We start from the raw sequence: 16795 nt of genomic DNA, 5'->3' as shown, positions 1-16795 counted from the left end.
TCCCCCCATGACAAGGAAGTGAGAGATGGCGAATGCATCATCCGGAAGAAAAGGTCAGCCGGCCTCTGGTACCAAAGAGGCTGCGGGGGACACCCGGCGTCCGCGTGCAATGCGTCGCCTGCGGGCAGCCATCCTCGGTCTGGCCAGCATTGGGGGTGTCGTGATGATCGCTCAGCCAGCCAATGCCGCGACGCTGTCACTGCGGGTGATCGAGACCACCGACATCCACGCCAACGTGATGGATTACGACTATTACAAGGATCGTCCCACCGTGCGCATCGGCCTGGTGCGTACGGCGAGCCTGATCAAGCAGGCGCGTTCCGAGGTGGTCAACAGCGTACTGCTCGACAATGGCGACCTCATCCAGGGCAGCCCGATGGGCGATTACATGGCGGCGGAGGGTCTCGAGGAGGGTGATGTCTTCCCGGCCTACAAGGTCATGAATCAGCTGGATTACGATGTCGGCAACATCGGCAATCATGAGTTCAATTACGGGCTCGAGTATCTCGAACGGGCGCTTTCCGGCGCGCAGTTCCCCTATGTGAACGCCAACCTGCTGGATGCCACGACCGGCGAGCCGTACTTCACGCCGTATCAGATCACCCCCCATGCCTTCACCGACAGTGAGGGCAACGCTCAGACGTTGAAGGTCGGCTATATCGGCTTCGCGCCGCCGCAGGTGTTGACCTGGGACCGCAAGCACCTCAAGGGCCGCCTGACGGCCGAGGACATCACCGAGAGCGCCAGGCGCTGGGTGCCCGAGATGCGCCGGGCGGGCGCGGATGTGGTGATCGCCATCCCACACTCCGGCATCTCGACTGACCCTTACCGGGTGATGGCCGAGAATTCGGTGTATTACCTTTCGCAGGTGGAAGGCATCGATGGCATCGCCTTCGGGCATGCCCATGCGGTCTTCCCCAGCGAGGAATTTGCTGAGGTGCCGGGGGCCGATATCGCCAAGGGCACCCTCAATGGGGTGCCGGCGATGATGCCGGGGCATTGGGGCAGCCATGTGGGCGTGATGGATCTCGAACTGAGCAATGACTCGGGCCAGTGGCGGGTGGTAAGTGGCCAGACAGAGGCACGCCCGATTCAGGTGGGTGGCGAGGCGCAGGTGGGGGAAGATGCCGAACTGGCGGCGTTGGTCGAGCATGAGCACGACGCCACGCGGGAGTACGTCAATCGCAGCATCGGCCGCGCCAGTGCGGCGATGAAGAGCTATCTGGCGCTGGTGCAGGACGACCCGACGATCCAGATCGTCAATCGTGCCCAGGCTGATTACGTTAAACGCTTCGTCGAAGGCGACCCGGATCTGGAAGGCTTGCCGATTCTCTCGGCGGCCGCGCCGTTCAAGGTCGGTGGCCGTCACAATGACCCGACCCAGTTCACCGAGATGGAGGCCGGCGAGCTGAGCTTCCGCAATGCCGCCGACCTCTATCTCTATCCGAATACGCTGGTGGCGCTCAAGGTCACCGGCAAGGAAGTGCGGGAATGGCTCGAGTGCAGCGCCGGCCAGTTCCATCGCATTGACCCGGATCTCGCCACGCCCCAGCCCCTGATCAACTGGGAAGGGTTCCGCAGCTACAACTTCGACGTGATCGACGGCGTCGACTATCGGGTGGATGTCACGCAGCCGGCGCGTTACGACGGCAATTGTGCGCTGATCGACGCCGATGCCCACCGTATCCAGGGGCTCACCTACCAGGATGAGCCGGTCAAGGACGACGATGTCTTCCTGCTCGCGACCAACAACTATCGCGCCTACGGCGAGGACTTCCCCGGCACCGGAGAGTCGCATGTCGCTTTCGCGTCACCGGATGAAAATCGCAGCATTCTGGCCCAGTACATCTCGCGCCAGACGCAGCAGCAGGGCGCGGTGGACCCTGCGGCGGATCACAACTGGCGGCTGGCCGCGATCGACACGGACACCCCGCTGGACATTCGCTTCACCACCGCCCCCGGCGAGGATGCGCAGCAGTTCATCGATGCCCAGGCGGTCTATCCTATGACGCTGGTGGATCAGGACGAGATGGGCTTTGCCCGCTATCGCGTCGGGCTGGACCGGATGAAATAGCCGAGGTAGCTCATTGTTGAGCACGTAGTTATTGGCCTGGATTCAGGTGGGAAAAAACGCCAGTCAGCGATAGCTGACTGGCGTTTTTTTATCGCCAGGCGTTATCCGCTGTCTGTTCCACTATCCGCTTTCACTTCACGACTCTCGATCGCAGTCTCACTGCGGATCAGCGCCAGGGCGCATGCAAGGCGATGCTCAGCAGCACACGTTTGCCGCGCTCGATGCGGCTGACGCTGTGTTCGTGAAGGTCGGGGCGAAACAGCACCACGCGGTCCGCGAGGCGAAATAGGCTGCCATCGGTCTCGAAGACACCGCCCTGACGGGGTTTCTTGAGCACGATATTGAGCTTGTAGTAGCTGCCGCTACCCATCGGGTCGTTATGACGCATCACGCTGTGGCCCTCGGGGTAGGTCACCAGATTGATGGTCAGGCGGCGAAGATCGAGCAGACTACGGTTGATGACACGGGCCATTGGGCTTTCCCTTTGAAGATTGCGGCTATTGAAACGTATTTTGAGCAATCAATCAAAATCGTGCTTGAGTGATCGCTCAGGAATCCGTAAGGTGACACCACGTTCACGGCGCACAAGGTTCGGCAATCGAGATCGCCGAGGCCGTGATTGAGAATCGAGCAAGCAAGGAGGTCAGCAATGAGCCACGACAACGTGACAATGGAAGCCCTGGAAACCCGTTATGCGATGATCGAAGGTCACCGCATTGCCTACAAGGAAATGGGGGAAGGTCAGCCGCTGTTGTTGATTCACGGCATTCCGACCAACAAGCTGATGTGGCGCGATGTGATGCCGGAATTGGCCAGACATTACCGTGTCATCGCCCCGGACATGCTCAACTATGGCGAGTCGGACATGCCGGTGGATGCTGATGTTTCCATCAATGCCCAGACACGCATCTTCATCAAGCTGATGGATGCGTTGGGTGTGGCAAGTGCGGATGTCGTCTCGCATGATATCGGTGGGGGTATCGGTCAGCTGATGGCGGTCAACCACCCCGAGCGCGTTCGTCGCCAGGTGCTGATCGACAGCGTATGCTTCGATTCCTGGCCGATTCCGGAGTTCAAGCAGCTGCTGGAGCCGGGCGTCGAGGAAGCCACCAGCGTCGAGGAATTCATCAGCACCATGCGCGGCTTCATGCCCAGTGGTGTGCATGATCCGGCGGTGGCGACCGAAGAGATGGTCGAGCGCTACGTGTCCCAGTGGAACAGCGAGCAAGGCAAGGCAGCCTTCTTCCGCAACATGCGTCGTCTCAACAAGGAATACACCCAGGCCATTGCCGGTGAGCTCAAGAATATCGAGATCAAGACTCTGGTGCTGTGGGGCGACAAGGACAACTTCCAGAAGCCGGATTACGCCCCGATGCTCACAGATGCCATCCCGGGTGCCGAGCTGATCTGGGTGAAGGACGCCGGTCACTGGGTCACTGACGAGAAGCCCGAAGAAACCGTGCGCTATATCTTGAATTTCCTGGCGCGCTGAGAGATGGCCAGCCCCGATGCCCAAGCGGGGTGTCGGGCGCCATCCCAGTGAGCAAACAAAACCGCCCGGTCATGAGACCGGGCGGTTTTGTCGTCATTGCAGAGACGCTGCCGAGCTTTCTGCCATGGCGTCATGGCGAAGAGGGTGCAAAGACATCTCACTGGATGTCATGGCCCTGGCCCCCGTCTTGACCTTGCGCTGCATGGCGATGATGCCTCCCGCGCGCGTCGGGGTGAAGGGCTCCTCGAGTCTCACGAATCCATGGCGTTCATACAGGGCGATGGCCGGGCTGTCGGAGAAGGCCCGAAGCCGCAGGAGGATGTCGTGGGGCTGACGCTTGCTGAGGCAATCGATCAACCAGCTCAGACAGGTGGAGCCGATACCGCGTCCCTGCCACTGGGCCACCAGCTGCAGGTCACGCAGATACACCATGTCTTTCAGCGACTTGAGGCTGATGAAGCCGATCCATTCGCCATTGAGGCGCACGGCGAAGTTCTTGTTGTCCTGCCATTTTTCCTCGAATTGCTCTGCATCCCAATGGAAACCATGACGCTTGTAGGTCGCGAGCATGTTGCCACAACTCAGCCGTTGCGCCGCTGCATTCAGGTAGCGGTTGGCAGGTGTGTCGTAGATGGGGGAAATGCTGAGATCATCCATGATCCTTCCGATTCTTTTGAGAGTTATGTCAGGGAGTAGCATCCGTCACGTTGCAATTTCTGCAGGCCGACCATCCAGTCAGTTAGTGAGTGCTAATTCAAGCGCACTATCTTCAGGTTTTCAGGACAGCCTGACAAGTGAATGCCTGTCCAGTACCAGATGCCGCTCGGGATTGCCAATGCTGGTTCGTTATACTATAACATTGCGCTTTTCTCACGCTGTCTGACGGCAGCGAACATGTCTTTTTGACAGGATGCGCAATGACGATGGTCCACCCTCTGAGCAGGCTCAGGCCTCCTGACGCTGAACGGCGATGGTACAAGTCGCTTTTCCGCTCTCTGACAGCTCCCGTGTTGGCTGATCTTTCCCGGTCTGCAAGGCATTCCCGGCCCGTGGCTGAGCAGATCACGTGCTGGCTGGGAATGACGCTCATGGTGCTCGGTCTTGGCATGCCTCAGGCCGTCAAGGCATCCGCTCAGTCTTCGGGCGATGAGCAGGCGACGTCGCGTCGTCTGGAGATCGTTGCGCCCTTTGACATCAAGGGGGCGGACCCGCTGCTCAGCGGTATCCTTTTCCAGCGCATGCAGGTCGTCGAGACATTGGTCGAGGTGGATGCCACGGGAGAGCTACAGCCGGGGTTGGCGACCGTTTGGAAGGTCTCGGATGATGGCCTGGAGTGGCGCTTCACGCTGCGCTCCGGCGTGCAGTTCCATGATGGCAGCCGTCTGGATGCCGAAGTCGCGCGTCAGAGTCTCGAGATCGCCCGTGCCAAGCCGGGCATCTTGAAGTCAGTGCCAATCGAGCGGATCGTCGCCGCAGATGACCATACGCTGGTGATTGCCCTCAGCGAGCCCTTCGCCGCGTTGCCCGCCTATCTGGCCGATTATCGACAGCAGATTCTGGCACCGGCGTCCTTCGATGAGTCAGGCACCGCTCAGCAGGTCATCGGCACCGGCCCCTATCGCATGCTGCGCATGACGCCGCCGCTGAGCCTGGAAGTCACCGCCTTCGAGGACTATTGGGGCGAGCAGCCCGAGGTGCGTCAGGCGCGCTATCAGGCGGTCAGTCGCGCCGAGGGCAGGGCATTGATCGCCGAGAGCGGAGATGCCGACTTCACCTATGGGCTGGACCCCGCCAGTCGTCAGCGTCTCTCTAAGTCGCCGCGCGTGACCCTGGCGGCGGCCGCGACGCCGCGCACGATGCTGTTGAAGGTCAACGCCAATCATCCGGCCTTCCAGGACCCGGATGTGCGGCGTGCCTTGAGCCTGGCGATCGATCGCACCGCCATCGCGCAGGTCGTGCTGCGCTATCCGCGCGGGGCCAGCCAGCTGTTCCCGCCGATGGTGGAAGGCTGGCATGACCCCGCGCTGCCCGAGCTGCATCAGGATGTCTTTGAAGCGCGTGCATTGCTGGACGCCGCTGGCTGGACCGTCGGCGAGGATGGCGTTCGTCAAAAGGACGGTCAGCGCCTCGCGATCAGCTTGATCACCTTCTCGGACCGTCCGGAGCTGCCACTGGTGGCCACGGTGCTGGAGCGTCAGTTCCACGCCATCGGCATCCAGACACGCCTCGATATCACCAACTTCTCGGCGATTCCGGCCGGCCATCATGACGGCAGCCTCGACATGGCCCTGTTCGCGCGCAATCTGGCCATGGTGCCGGACCCCATCGGCAATGTGCTGAGCGATTACGCGGGAACGCCTGAGGCCCCCGGTGGCGACTGGGGCGCGATGGGCTGGTTCGATGCAGACTTCACCGCAGAGCTTGAGCGCATGGCACGCGAGGGCTACGAGCCCACGCCTGAAGGGCAGGACCCGCGAGCGCAGGCCAGTGGCGTGATCCAGCAGGCATTACCCGTGATCCCCATCGCCTGGTACTACCAGAACCTGGCGATCTCTCATCGACTGCAACGCGCTCAGGTAGACCCCTGGGAGCGTAGTTTCGGCCTTTCAGAATTGCGGTGGGCACCATGAATCTCCCTTCACGTCTGTTGCAGCTATTGATGGTGGTGCTGATGGTCGGCGGCACCAGCTATCTGATGATGCAGAGTTTGCCCGGCGATGCCGCCTGGCGTATCGCGGCCGGTCGTTATGGTTATGACGCGCTGGATGCGGCCGCTGCGGCCTCGGTACGCGCCGAACTGGGTCTCGAGGCACAGGGCGGCTTGCACTTCCTTTACTGGCTGGGCGATATCCTGCGCCTGGAGCTGGGCACCTCGCTGATTTCCGGGGAATCGGTGTGGGTGGAGATTCGTCATCAGCTAGGCAACTCCCTGTCGCTCGCCGGCGCGGCATTGGGCATCTCGCTGTTGATCGGCCCGCCGCTGGGGCTGCTGGCCGGTCTGCGTGCCGGTGGCTGGCTGGACCGAAGCCTGCTGGCCGTCTGCAGTCTGCTGCGCGCCACGCCGCAGTTCTTGCTGGCACTGGTGCTGATCCTGCTGATCTCGGTGGAGATGGGGCTGCTGCCGGCCGCCGGTCACGGTGAGCCGCAGCACTTCATTCTGCCGGCGATGACGCTGGCGCTCGGGCTGGCAGCGGTATCGGCACGCCTGGCACGCGATGCCATGGCCGCCGTCACCCAGACAGCCTTCCATGATTTCGCACGCTGGAAGGGCCTCAGCAACGCCCAGACCTTCTGGCGTCACGGCCTGCGCCATGTGGCCTTGCCGCTGGTGACCTATCTGGGGCTGCAGTTCGTGACCCTGGTGGAAGGGGTGGTGGTGATCGAGAGCATCTTCGGCTGGCCGGGTATCGGCCATGCGCTGGTGCACGCCATCTTCTCGCGCGATGTGCCGATGGTGCAGGGCACCGCCCTGGTGCTGGGCGTCGGTTTTGTCGTGATCAATCTGCTGGTCGATCTGCTGGGTCGCCAACTGGACCCACGGGGTGTGAAATGAATCAGGTGGTGGAAGGGCTTGCGCCGCAGCGCGTGGACGCCGTGCGTCGCCCACGTCTTGACTGGCCATTGCGCCGGGTGATCGGGGCCGCGATTGTCGCGAGCCTCGTGCTGCTGGCTCTGCTGGGCAATCTGGTGATACCGGGGGACCCGCTGGAGCAGCATCTCTATCGTGCGCTGCAGGGCGCGGATGCCGTCGGTGTCTCTGACGCCGGTGAGGTGATCACCAGCGCCCCGCTGGGTTATGACCACCTTGGGCGCTCCCTGTATCACCGCCTGGTGGCGGCGCTCGGGCTGTCGCTGTCCATCGCTGCGGGGGCGGTGATTCTGGCGGCGTTTTCAGGCATCTCGCTGGGCCTGCTGGCCGCGGGACGCGGTGGCTGGGCCGAGCGCCTGTTGAGCCTGGTGGCAGATAGCCTGCTGGCATTGCCGGGGCTGCTGCTGGTGCTGATGGTCAGCGTCATCCTGCCGTCGACGCCGCTGGCATTGTGGTTGGGCCTGTCGCTGGTGCTGTGGGTGGAATTCTTCCGCCTGGCACGTGCCACCGGTCGCAGCGTGCTGGCGAGTCCCGGCGTCGAGGCCAGCCGTCTGCTGGGCTTCGGGGCCTGGTACCGTTTTCGTCATCACCTGTGGCCGGAAATGGCGCCCGTGATGATGACGGCGATGGCCTTCGGCATGGCCAACGCCCTGATGGCGATTGCCGCGCTGGGTTTCGTGCACGTCGGCATTCCGGAGCCTACGCCGGAGCTGGGCACCATGATGGTCGAGCTGTTGCCGTATTGGCGTGAAGCGCCGTTCGCGCTGCTGACGCCGGTGCTGGTCACCTTCCTGCTGTTGCTGGGGCTGTTGCTGATGTCCGGCAGCAAGGCCAGAACGTCAACCGCCGCAGACACCCTCGAAGGAGCGCGCCCATGAATGTCGCGACAATGACCACGCCTGCCTCTCATTCGCAGCATGGGGTAACGACGGATGATGCGGTGCTTAGCGCCGAGGACGTGAGCGTGCGGGTTCAGGGCGCGCAGACGGCGCTGCTGGCGCCTGTCTCGCTTGCGCTCAAGGCGGGCGAGCCACTAGTGGTGATCGGTGAGACGGGGTCCGGCAAGAGTCTGCTGGCTCAGGCCCTGCTGGGCACGCTGCCTCCGGAGCTTGTGGCCTCCGGCAGCCTGTGGCTCGACGGCGAGCAATATCCTCTGCACACGCCAGAGAATCGTCGCCCGCTCTGGGGTCGCCGCCTGGCGGTATTGCCCCAGGAGCCCTGGCTGGCGCTGGACCCGCTGATGAAGGTGATTCGTCAGGTCAGTGAGGCATATCGTCTGGTCGCGAGGCGTTCGGCGCAGGCCTCTCATGGGGCCGCGCGCAGTGACCTGGAGCAGCTCGGCGTCGCTGCCGCCAGCGAGCAGTTGCCGGGCAAGCTGTCCGGCGGCATGGCGCAACGTGTGGCCTTCGCGGCCGCCCGCGCCGGCGGCGCGCCGCTGTTGATCGCCGACGAGCCGACCAAGGGGCTGGACGCCGCCCGCGTCAGCGAGATCGGCGAGCTGCTGCTCAAGTCACTGGCCGAGACACCGCGTGCCGGCTTGATGGTCATCACCCATGACATGGCGCTGGCGCACCAGATCGGCGGCCGCCTGATGGTGGTACGCAAGGGCGAAGTGATCGAGCAGGGCGCGACGCGTGACGTGCTGGCCGCGCCGACACATGCCTATACCCAGCGCCTGGTGAATGCCGCGCCGCAGGCCTGGCCGGAGGCCGCCTTCAAGCCGGCAGCGGACAGTGCAAGCCGTGATGGCAAGGCGGCAGGCGATACCATCCTCCGCGCCGAGAATCTGACCATCGCGCGCGGGGGCACCTCGCTGCTGCGTGACGTGGAGCTCAGCGTGAAGGGCGGTGAGATCATCGGCATCCAGGGCGCGTCAGGTTGCGGCAAGTCATCGCTGGGGGATGCGCTGCTCGGCCTGCTGGCTCCGTATTCAGGGAAAGTGGTGCGCAGCGCCGAGATGCTTGAGTATCAGAAGCTCTATCAGGACCCCGTGGCGACCTTCCCGCCACGCCGGACACTGGGCCGCCTGCTGAAGGATCTCAGTGCACGCCATCGTCTCGATGACAGCCAGCTTGCGCAGCTGATGGCGCAACTGAGCCTGGCGCCGGAATTGCTCTCGCGTCTGCCGGGACAGGTCTCGGGTGGCGAGCTGCAGCGTTTCGCGCTGTTGCGTCTGATGCTGATCAAGCCGCGCTTCGTGTTCGCCGATGAGCCGACCTCACGCCTCGATCCGCTGGTCCAGCAGGAGGTGATCGCCTGCATGGTGAAGATGGTGCGGGAGCAGGGTACGGCGCTGGTGCTGGTCAGTCATGATGCGGCGCTGCTGCGCAAGGTCGCGGATCGCGTGCTGGTGGTGGAGGAAGGTCGCTTGAAGGCGCGTCAGCAGCTCTGATCACTCATCAGAGCCCATGGCGGCAGGGTCGCGACAGCAAGAGGACGATTCAAAAGACAGTGCTTCATACGCCAACGCCCGGCCGAGACTCCTGCAGAGTGTCGGCCGGGCGTTGGCGTATCTGGTGTGTTCGTCAGGGCGAGAGGCTCACGGTGCGCAGCGCTCAGCTCCCCAGCAAGGCGGGATTGGCTTGCCAGACGGACCAGGTCAGCGCACTGGCCAGCGTCACCCATGCCAGATAGGGCAGCATCAACAGCCCGGCGAAGCGATTGATGCGCCAGAAAGTGAACATGGTGATGGCGATCAGCGTCCACAGCACCAGCACATCGATGAAGGCCGCCTGACCGAGATGCCAAGCAAAGAACAGCCAGCTCCACAGGGCATTGACGATCAGTTGCACCACGAAGAGTCCGAGCGCCAGACGATGGCGCGAGCGGAAACCGTTGCTGGCATGCAGACCGTCGCGCGCGACCCGCCAGGCGGCGAGTGCCATCATCACGAAGAGCGCCGTCCAGACTGGTCCGAAGGCGCCTGCCGGAGGTGCCCATGCCGGCTGGGTGAGGCTTGCGTAGAAGGCCTTGGCATCTACCGAAGCCAGTGCACCGATGGCGGCAGTGAGAAAGCTCAGCCCGAACCAGATTCCCATCTGCACGGTGGCGCGCAGGGCGGTGGGGGGTGAGGACGGTGAACGCTGCAAGGTCATCGGCTGCCTCCTGCTTTCATGGGACGTGATGAAGGAAAGAACGATATACCACGCTGGGCCATGAGAAACGACCATGACTCACACGTTGTTCAGTCCGGTATCGGGGCGTCGAAGACGTCCGTGCGGCGACCGGTCAGCGTCGTGCCAACCGAGGCGGTGATCACCAGTCCAATGGCAAGCCATTGAAGTAGGCCCAGTGTCTGGCCGAGGAACAGTAGCCCGGACAGCGCCGCCACGGCCGGCTCCAGACTCATCAGGGTGCCGAAGGTATGGGTGGGCAGGCGCGGTAGAGCGATCATCTCGAGCGTATAGGGCAGGGCGGTCGAGAGCACGGCGACGGCCAAGGCCAGCGGCAATATCTCGAGTGAGAACATGGCGCTGCCCGCCTCCATCACGCCGATGGGTGCGACCACCACCGCCGCGATCGTGATGCCCAACGCAGCACTCTGAGTACCGTTGCCTGCCCCGGCCTTCTGGCCGAACAGGATGTAGAGCGCCCAGCACACGCCGGCGCCGAGGGCGAAGGCGGCTCCGGCGGGATCGATCGGCGCGGCGGTGTCCTCACCCAGCAACAACAGCAGTACCAGTCCGATGATGGCCAGCGCGACCCAGCCCAGGTCGAGCCAACGACGCGAGCTCAACAATGCCACGGCCAGCGGGCCGGTGAATTCGAGTGCCACGGCGATACCCAGCGGCACCGTCTTGAGGGCCTGGTAGAACAGCAGGTTCATCACGCCCAGCGCCACGCCATAGAGGGTGATGGACTTCCAGGCCTTGCGTGTCACTGCCTTGCGCCATGGGCGCAGAATGGCCAGCAGCAGAACGGAGGCGATGATCAGACGAATCGCCGTCGCGCCCGCCGCGCCGATCATCGGGAACAGGGAAGTGGCCAGCGAAGCACCGCTCTGGATCGAGCACATGGCGACCAGCAGCATGGCGACGGGCCACAGACGAGAAGAGGAGGCTGCGACAGCAACGGACATGGGGGTCTCCTTGAGTGATCCAGTGGGTGATGGGCATGGTCAGTCAGCAACACATGCGGCATGATTCGTGGACAATGAGGTAGCAAGGGAGGAGGCGGGCCGGGCGTTATGCCCCCACTTCCTCGTCGTCGGCAAGATTGTACGGATGCGCATTATATTGCACAACGAAAATCAGAGACCTGATGTACTGGTTCACGTCGCGGCCAACGTCCGCCGCCTGCGGCTGGCGGCCGAGCTGAGCCAGCAGGCACTCGCGGATCAGGCTGAGATCAGTCGGCGGATGCTGGTGAACATCGAGAAGGGTGACGTCAATGTGAGCCTCGGCACGCTCGACAAGCTCGCCGAGGCGCTCGGGGTGCTCTTCTACGCGCTGGTGCAGCCGCCGGAAAGCGAGGATTCGGCACGTATCAATGAGGTGGCCTGGGTCGGGAAGGCACCAGAGAGCCGAGCCGTACTGCTGGCCAGCAAGCCGGCCACACAGGAAGTCGAGTTATGGAGCTGGACTCTGGCCCCCGGTGAGCGTTACGACTCCGCCCCGGATGATGCCGGCTGGCACGAGATGCTGGTGGTCACCCAGGGAGAGCTGACATTGACGCTGGAACGCGAGGACATCGTCATTCGCGCCGGCGATTTTCATGTCTATCCCAGTGACCAGGCTTATGCCTACCGCAACACCGGCACTGACATGCTGCGCTTCATTCGCAATGTGATGCATTGATTGCTGCCGGGCCATGTCCTCTCAAGCTTGCAGTATTCGCCCCGAACTCAATCCTGCATGGCCTGTCCCATTGTCATGATGTTTCGTTTCGAGGAGCAACGGATGGCGAAGGTACGTATCACGCAACAGGGCACGATCCATTGTTTTCCGGCAGGCTTGAAGGATGAGGATGGCAAGCTGGTGAATGCCGAGATTTCCGCCGTGGCCTATGACGGTGAGCGGTTGTTGATGGCGAGTGACAAACCGATTCCGGGCGAGGGGCGTTCAGCCGTCTTTTCATTGCCGTTGGATTCCAGCGGGCCGGATGATAGCCAGCTTGAGTATCTGACCACCCCGCTGATTCGTCAGGCGGTCAAGTATGAAGACTTCGCGCTGACCACCGATGGGCGTCACATGTTGGCGACTACCGGGTTTGATCGCATCGACAGCGAGAGCCATGCCCTGAATGCCTACAACCACCTGTTGATCTGGCCGCTGGGCGAACCCGACAAGGTACAGGTGGTCGACCCGGACCCACGTGATGGGGTCGAGGGCTCACTGGAATTTCGTCAGAAGCTGGAAGCGGCCATTGGCCAGCCGTACTACAAGATCGAAGGTCTGGCGGTCGTGCCGAGTGACAGGGGCGATGGTCTGATCCTGTTCGGGGTGCGGGAACAAGGCAATTCGCATGATGATTTCGCGTATGTGCGTCGGGTCATCGGGGCGCGTTATGCCATGACCGACAGCGACAACATCGAGTTCATTGAGGAGCTTCACGACGTCTATGCCTTCGACCCGGCCGAGTATGACGGCGTGGATCACGAGTGTGGTCTTTCTAGCCTGGAATATGACCCCTATCACGCACGCCTCTATCTGGTGACCAGCTTCGAGACCGAGCAGGGCAGTGAGGAGGTGATCGGGGGATATCTGTGGGTGCTGTCGCTGGCGGACTTCCACGCCGGGAAACCTCCGACGCTGGTGACGCATGAGGATGGCCGTGTGCTGGAGTTCGAGCACAAGGCAGAAGGGCTTGCGGTACTGGATCGCGAACGGCTCTTCGTGGTCTATGACAATGATCGCAACCACGAGCTGGGCAGTGTGGATGAACGCGACGAGCGCCATTCCTGTGAAGCGCCCTATACGATGCTGGCGCTGGTCTGACGGCAGCTCGCCGGCTCAGAAGCTTTCTCACTGCCCGGGAGAATCAGACTCACGGCTTTTGCACTTGAATGGCAGACTGTCTGTCTTCGCCATGGCGCCGTTGTCGCCAGACGGGACTGATCAAAAAATTCAGCCGGAATCATCCATCTCCTGTCGGGATTGATGACGACAAAGCCCCGACATGCTTCTGCATGTCGGGGCTTTTCATGATCTCACCTTCCCTGTGTCAATGCGCTCTGTCACACGACATCGAGTGGTGAATCTTCTTTATCTCTGGCTCAAGATTACATGGCCTTGTAGAACAGATAATCGGCCTGGTACATCACGATTTCGACCTTGTCCTTGTGGGCATCATCACAGGCCATGTCAGGAGCGGCACCGCCCTGGGTATTGAGGCGCTGCACATAGGTGACGCCCTGCATATGCCCTTCACCTTCGGCCGGATTGGCCTCGACCAGCTGCAGCGGAATATTGCCCTTGCCGTTGGGCTCTACCGCCAGCTGTGTGCCGGTGATCTTGGAGCCATCCATGGATTCCCAGGTGGCGGGCGGACCATAGTATTTGCCGACCTGCTTGCCATCAGCATCATTCAGCGCGGCATCCGGACCCTTGAAGACCCAGCCCATGGTGCCATCATCCTTTGCTTCACAGGCCCATTTGATCTTGCCGACGCCAACGGTTTCCATGGCGACGTCATTGCCTTTCGGCACCGTGACGCTTTCGGGAACTTCCATGGCTTGAGCCATCGGGCTCAATGCGAGGGCAGCGAAAATACCAGAGATACAGGCGATTGTTTTCATCTTGACGACTCCGTAGACAGATAAGGTTCAGCTAGCGGTTGCAGGTGTGTCGTTGTCTCCCTTGCACTGCTCATAACGCTGGCCTTTCCCGTCTGGATGTCACGGGATCAAGATTTTTTCGTGCTTTCTATTCGAGGTGCGTTTCTGGCTTGTCAGGCGAAGTGAGGCAAGGACAGATTGAGGTAAGAGCGGGATGATCAAAGAAGGGAGGGGGAAGGAGGGAGTGGTGAAAGGAAGCCGAAAGGAAGCCGAAAGAAAGAGGAAAGAGTGATCAACGATACAGGGCAGGTTTGAAGGCCCTGATACAAAGCCGCCCCGCAGCACCAAGGCTGCGGGGCGTCTTTCCTGCGCGACCTGAACCCTGAAAGGTTCAGCCGTAATCGCGGGTGCCGCGAATCGGGTAGTGGTTGTCCGGCTTGCGGATGAACTCGATACCCCCGATGAGCGTGTCCAGGTCAGGACGTACGAAGGGCGCATTGGCGACTTCTTCGATCTGGACCTTGCCTTCGCCATTGACGATGAAGAAGGCCGGCTCCGGGAAATCGTGATCGGTTTCCTTCTCGCTGCGTGGCGTGGAGATGAACAGCCCCAGCGTTTCCATCTGCTCTACCGTCAGGCCACCGGCAATCGGGAAATTGAGATCCAGAGATTCGAGGTGCTCGTTCAGCTGCTGCTGGCTGTCGGCAGAGACGGCGACGAGATCCACGCCTTGTGCGCTGAAGCGCTCACGATATTCCGTCAGCTTGTTGAGGAACTTGGTGCAGATCGGGCAATGCTTGCCGCGATAGACGACCACCAGTTGCCAATCATGCTCGCCCTGGGGCTTGCCGAGCGTCAGGGTTTCGCCATCGTGGCGCTGGACCTGGATGGCCGGAAATTCACTACCTGGATGAAGCTTGCGTGTATACATGCAATCTGGCTCCCCTGTTGGATATCAAGATGTGCGATACGCCACATGTCCCTCTTGAATGACGCCATTGTCAGGGTTTTCAAGGGACCCTTGGCGGAACGCGGAGATGCATCCATCGCCAGGGGCAGGGACTGGTCGGGCCAGAGCCCCCTTGCTGGGGGCTCTGGCCTGCTGGGGAAAGCCTTAGCCAAGATAGCCGGTGTGTTCCAGCAGGATGGTCGTGCCGATGCCGATCAACACCAGGCCACCGATGATTTCCGCGCGCTTGCCGACCATCTTGCCCAATACGCCCCCGAGCATCACACCGCTGGTGGCCATCACGAAGGTGGCGGTGCCGATCGCCAGCGCAGTGGTGATGATATTCACGCCAGCAAAGGCAAGCCCGGCACCGACGGCCATGGCATCGATGCTGGTGGAAAGGCCAGTCAGCATCAGGCGGGGCAACGATTGCGGCGTGCTGCAATCCTCATCTTCCTCGTCCTTGGAGAGCCCCTCATGAATCATGTGGAGACCGAGCAGCAACAGCAGAGCGAAGGCGATCCAGTGGTCCCACTGTTCGACGTAGACGGCCAATGAGCGACCGATCAGCCACCCGATCATGGGGGTGATGGCTTCGATGACGCCAAAGATGAGGCCGATGCGCAGGGCATCTTTCAGGGACGGCCGTCGAATGGCCGCACCCTTGCACAAGGCAGCAGCGAAGGCGTCGCAGGACATGGAAAAGGCGAGCAGGAATGTCGATAGCAAAGGCATGTGTCAGGAAGTTCCAGGCCGGTTACGAGTCAATAACAGCGAGACACCACCGGCCGGAAGCGTCTGACTGTCATTGGTCTCGCCGAACCTTGTCCTGACCGATCATGGGCATGATCTGGATAGGTGGGTCCTCGGTGCCACGGCAATGCCTGCCGACCATGTTGACAACCGAGACTCTCGTTGGGTAACGAGAGCGGGCTACTCCCCAAAAACTGGTGGCATGTTAGCAACAAACTTTCGTCGTTTCATCCCCTTGTGTCACAAGCGCCTGACCGTCATAACTGGGCTACCGAGTCAGAGCGCCACAACACCGACGTTTCTGACGCCATCGCAGTCTTGAAGCTTCAACAGAATGCCAAGGAGTCAAGGGTATGAGCGACAGCTATCAGCCACCCAAGGTCTGGACATGGGAAAGTGAAAGTGGCGGCAAGTTTGCCAGCACCAATCGGCCGATCGCCGGACCGACGCATGACCAGGAGCTGCCGGTCGGGGAGCATCCCTTCCAGCTCTACTCCATGGCGACACCGAACGGTGTGAAGGCCACCATCATGTTCGAGGAGCTGCTGGCGCTCGGACATTCCGGTGCGGAATATGATGCCTGGCCGATCCGCATCGGTGATGGCGATCAGTTCGGCAGTGACTTCGTCGCGATCAATCCCAATTCGAAGATTCCCGCGCTGATGGATAGAAGTGGCGACACGCCTGTGCGTGTCTTCGAGTCCGGTTCCATCCTGCTGCATCTTGCGGACAAGTTCGGCGCGCTCATCCCCAAGGAGCCGGCCAAGCGGGTCGAGGTCATGAACTGGCTGTTCTGGCAGATGGGCTCCGCGCCGTATCTGGGTGGAGGCTTTGGCCACTTCTATGCCTACGCCCCGGAGAAGATGGAGTATCCGATCAACCGTTTCGCGATGGAGACCAAGCGTCAACTGGACGTGCTGGATCGTCAGCTGGCCGACAACGCCTATATCGCCGGTGACGAATACAGCATCGCGGATATCGCCATCTATGCCTGGTATGGCGCGCTTGTCGAAGGCAAGCTCTATGACGCTGCCGAGTTCCTTTCCGTGCAGGACTACCCCCATGTGCAGCGCTGGGCCAAGTCGATTGCCGAGCGTCCTGCGGTCAAGCGTGGTCGCATGGTCAATCGTTTCTGGGGGGAGCCGCATGAGCAGCTGATCGAACGCCACTCGGCGAGTGACTTCGACACCAATACCGAAGACAAGCGCGCCGACTGACCCTCA

General features: G+C 61.7%; 16 protein-coding genes. 9 read left to right on the top strand and 7 right to left on the bottom strand.

The window, feature by feature from the left end:
• Positions 1-25 precede the first annotated feature (25 nt).
• Positions 26-2074, top strand: coding sequence for a bifunctional 2',3'-cyclic-nucleotide 2'-phosphodiesterase/3'-nucleotidase (locus BFX80_RS10365; protein ID WP_205632696.1), 2049 nt, complete (start codon positions 26-28; stop codon positions 2072-2074).
• Positions 2075-2240: 166 nt separating this feature from the next.
• Here the strand turns inward: BFX80_RS10365 and BFX80_RS10360 are convergent, their stop codons facing one another.
• Positions 2241-2546, bottom strand: coding sequence for a hypothetical protein (locus BFX80_RS10360; protein WP_084208808.1), 306 nt, complete (start codon positions 2544-2546; stop codon positions 2241-2243).
• A gap of 177 nt (positions 2547-2723) precedes the next feature.
• Here BFX80_RS10360 and BFX80_RS10355 point away from each other — a divergent pair, with 177 nt between their 5' ends.
• A complete protein-coding gene (locus BFX80_RS10355; RefSeq protein ID WP_240499536.1) occupies positions 2724-3566 on the top strand; it encodes an alpha/beta fold hydrolase in 843 nt (280 codons plus the stop codon).
• 93 nt (positions 3567-3659) lie between these two features.
• On the opposite strand, the gene BFX80_RS10350 is transcribed toward BFX80_RS10355, so the two are convergent.
• The gene (locus tag BFX80_RS10350) at positions 3660-4223 is read right to left on the bottom strand and encodes a GNAT family N-acetyltransferase (protein WP_167593021.1); all 564 of its coding nucleotides are present in this window, start codon (positions 4221-4223) and stop codon (positions 3660-3662) included.
• A gap of 392 nt (positions 4224-4615) precedes the next feature.
• Here BFX80_RS10350 and BFX80_RS10345 point away from each other — a divergent pair, with 392 nt between their 5' ends.
• Genes BFX80_RS10345 through BFX80_RS10330 form a run of 4 tightly spaced genes read left to right on the top strand, consistent with a single transcriptional unit; the run spans position 4616 to position 9547 of the window.
• Positions 4616-6196 carry an ABC transporter substrate-binding protein gene (locus BFX80_RS10345; RefSeq protein ID WP_167593020.1) on the top strand — a complete coding sequence of 527 codons (1581 nt, stop codon included), beginning with the start codon at positions 4616-4618 and terminating at the stop codon, positions 6194-6196.
• The gene (locus BFX80_RS10340; protein ID WP_084208806.1) at positions 6193-7119 is read left to right on the top strand and encodes an ABC transporter permease; all 927 of its coding nucleotides are present in this window, start codon (positions 6193-6195) and stop codon (positions 7117-7119) included. Before BFX80_RS10345 ends, BFX80_RS10340 begins: the two co-directional genes overlap by 4 nt.
• The gene (locus BFX80_RS10335; protein ID WP_084208805.1) at positions 7116-8033 is read left to right on the top strand and encodes an ABC transporter permease; all 918 of its coding nucleotides are present in this window, start codon (positions 7116-7118) and stop codon (positions 8031-8033) included. Before BFX80_RS10340 ends, BFX80_RS10335 begins: the two co-directional genes overlap by 4 nt.
• On the top strand, positions 8030-9547 hold the full coding sequence (locus BFX80_RS10330) for an ABC transporter ATP-binding protein (RefSeq protein ID WP_240499535.1): 1518 nt from the start codon (positions 8030-8032) through the stop codon (positions 9545-9547). Before BFX80_RS10335 ends, BFX80_RS10330 begins: the two co-directional genes overlap by 4 nt.
• Before the next feature lie 163 nt (positions 9548-9710).
• On the opposite strand, the gene BFX80_RS10325 is transcribed toward BFX80_RS10330, so the two are convergent.
• Positions 9711-10250, bottom strand: a complete 540-nt coding sequence (locus BFX80_RS10325) for a TspO/MBR family protein (protein ID WP_077376912.1) — start codon at positions 10248-10250, stop codon at positions 9711-9713.
• A gap of 89 nt (positions 10251-10339) precedes the next feature.
• Positions 10340-11233, bottom strand: coding sequence for a threonine/homoserine exporter RhtA (gene rhtA / locus BFX80_RS10320; protein ID WP_084208804.1), 894 nt, complete (start codon positions 11231-11233; stop codon positions 10340-10342).
• 145 nt (positions 11234-11378) lie between these two features.
• Here rhtA and BFX80_RS10315 point away from each other — a divergent pair, with 145 nt between their 5' ends.
• Both BFX80_RS10315 and BFX80_RS10310 read left to right on the top strand, forming a co-directional pair.
• Positions 11379-11951, top strand: coding sequence for a helix-turn-helix domain-containing protein (locus BFX80_RS10315; RefSeq protein WP_077376906.1), 573 nt, complete (start codon positions 11379-11381; stop codon positions 11949-11951).
• A gap of 102 nt (positions 11952-12053) precedes the next feature.
• Positions 12054-13091, top strand: a complete 1038-nt coding sequence (locus BFX80_RS10310) for a hypothetical protein (protein ID WP_084208803.1) — start codon at positions 12054-12056, stop codon at positions 13089-13091.
• A gap of 284 nt (positions 13092-13375) precedes the next feature.
• Here the strand turns inward: BFX80_RS10310 and BFX80_RS10305 are convergent, their stop codons facing one another.
• The 3 genes from BFX80_RS10305 to BFX80_RS10295 form a co-directional block, all read right to left on the bottom strand.
• The gene (locus BFX80_RS10305; protein WP_240499534.1) at positions 13376-13825 is read right to left on the bottom strand and encodes a DUF3455 domain-containing protein; all 450 of its coding nucleotides are present in this window, start codon (positions 13823-13825) and stop codon (positions 13376-13378) included.
• A gap of 436 nt (positions 13826-14261) precedes the next feature.
• The gene (locus BFX80_RS10300) at positions 14262-14801 is read right to left on the bottom strand and encodes a redoxin domain-containing protein (protein ID WP_077376894.1); all 540 of its coding nucleotides are present in this window, start codon (positions 14799-14801) and stop codon (positions 14262-14264) included.
• Positions 14802-14984: 183 nt separating this feature from the next.
• Positions 14985-15554 (bottom strand): manganese efflux pump MntP, encoded by a 570-nt coding sequence (locus tag BFX80_RS10295; protein ID WP_084208801.1) that lies wholly within the window; start codon positions 15552-15554, stop codon positions 14985-14987.
• A 371-nt stretch (positions 15555-15925) separates the two neighbouring features.
• Here BFX80_RS10295 and yghU point away from each other — a divergent pair, with 371 nt between their 5' ends.
• Positions 15926-16789, top strand: a complete 864-nt coding sequence (gene yghU / locus BFX80_RS10290; protein ID WP_084208800.1) for a glutathione-dependent disulfide-bond oxidoreductase — start codon at positions 15926-15928, stop codon at positions 16787-16789.
• The last annotated feature ends 6 nt before the right edge of the window (positions 16790-16795 follow it).

Origin of the sequence: Cobetia marina (assembly GCF_001720485.1) — a bacterium.
Taxonomy (GTDB): domain Bacteria; phylum Pseudomonadota; class Gammaproteobacteria; order Pseudomonadales; family Halomonadaceae; genus Cobetia; species Cobetia marina.
This window is presented reverse-complemented; position numbering and strand designations above follow the sequence as displayed.